Raw genomic sequence first — 1,408 nt, 5'->3', positions numbered from 1 at the left:
ACCAGGGGCGATAAATTCCCCTATCAGTTATTTGATAACTTGAAACCTCACAACTATCAAGAATTATGGGCAGCACTTGCTGAATTGCAAAAACAAGGCGAGGTTGAGCCTTACTTCACGTCGACTTATCCGAGTCCAACGCTGACTTTTAGGTTAACGAAGTCCAAGCCGATGTTGGCTTTATGGAAGGGTTGAAAAATTTAAAGGCGACCACACGTGGTGGTGCGATCGCCAACAATAAAGTCGATATCTATGATGCTTACTCAAGGGAGCAAACCATGACCACTTTAACAAATTTCCAAGCAGAAAAAAGTCCATTTGACCAAATTAGACAAGTTGATATTGATGGCAATGAGTATTGGTTGGCACGTCAGCTTCAGCCACTACTGGGATATACCCAATGGCGAAGATTTGAAGAAACAATTGAGCGAGCAAAGCTAGCTTGCCAGAACTCAGGCTACGTGCCAGAAAACCACTTTGCCGACGCTGGCAATGTGGTAAAACGTCCACAGAAAGGCGGTTCTAGGCAAGCAGATTACAAGTTGTCAAGACATGGTTGCTATCTGACGGCTATGAATGGGGACCCGCGAAAACCCGAAATCGCCGCAGCCCAAAATTATTTTGCTGTGAAGACTCGTGAAGCGGAAGTAGGTTCGCAAATTCAACAGTTAGTCACTCAACTCTTAGAAAAAGTTCAAAGGCAAGATGAGGCGATCGCCACCCTCCAATCCCAAATCAGTAACCTACTACCGCCTGATAACAGCTACGCCCCTCCCGGTTGGGATGCTGAAGTATGGAGGCAACTACCACCACAAGACAAACGACATTTTAGGTTCCTTGCCAAGAGACGAAAGTTCCGACCATCTAACCAAGGTACAAGTGAACCACTGGCATTGCCATCAATAACTGTTGAACAAGTGAAACAGCAGCAACATTCTGAAGTTGAGCAGCTAGTTGGAGAGGTTTCAAGCGAGGAGAAAGCACGTGTAGAAGCGGCGAAACAAGATATATTGGCACGGTTTTGGGCAGAGGGAGGTGAGTCATGAGCAAGTTCTTGATTGATGAATATCACTTGTTCTACTCTCCTTCTCTTGCCGCTAAAGTGGGTCGTAGTGCTGCTCTTATTCTCCAACGAGCTTATTACTGGATGGGTATTAAAGGAGGCAAGATAGAAAAAGGGGTCAAATGGTTCTACAAAACCTATGAGGCTTGGGCCGCTGAATTATCTTTATCTGTGAGTACGGCGAGAAGAGCGATCGCCTCTCTAAAAAATCAAGGTTTAATTAAAATTGAGAAACTTTCAGCCGACACTTGCTATCACGCTAACTGGTACACTATCAACTTTGCTGAAGTCGAGGCTCTGTTTATAGATGAACAAATCGATACCACCCAAAATGGGCAGACCGAA

Annotated in this window: 2 protein-coding genes and 2 pseudogenes; all 4 read left to right on the top strand. The window is 45.0% G+C overall.

Features of this window, described 5'->3' with window-relative positions; genetic code table 11:
- Nucleotides 1-195: hypothetical protein (locus G4P69_RS35065; protein WP_208346438.1), on the top strand; the 195-nt coding region annotated here is incomplete at its 5' end.
- A 1-nt stretch (nt 196) separates the two neighbouring features.
- Nucleotides 197-241: pseudogene (locus tag G4P69_RS40780) on the top strand (hypothetical protein); the annotation flags it as partial.
- Nucleotides 242-278: 37 nt separating this feature from the next.
- Nucleotides 279-1,046 (top strand): BRO family protein, encoded by a 768-nt coding sequence (locus tag G4P69_RS35060; protein ID WP_208346440.1) that lies wholly within the window; start codon nt 279-281, stop codon nt 1,044-1,046.
- Nucleotides 1,043-1,408: pseudogene (locus G4P69_RS35055) on the top strand (ArsR family transcriptional regulator); the annotation flags it as partial. The gene G4P69_RS35060 and the pseudogene G4P69_RS35055, both read left to right, overlap by 4 nt.

It is taken from the genome of Aetokthonos hydrillicola CCALA 1050, assembly GCF_017591665.1.
Classification (GTDB): domain Bacteria; phylum Cyanobacteriota; class Cyanobacteriia; order Cyanobacteriales; family Nostocaceae; genus Aetokthonos; species Aetokthonos hydrillicola.
This window is presented reverse-complemented; position numbering and strand designations above follow the sequence as displayed.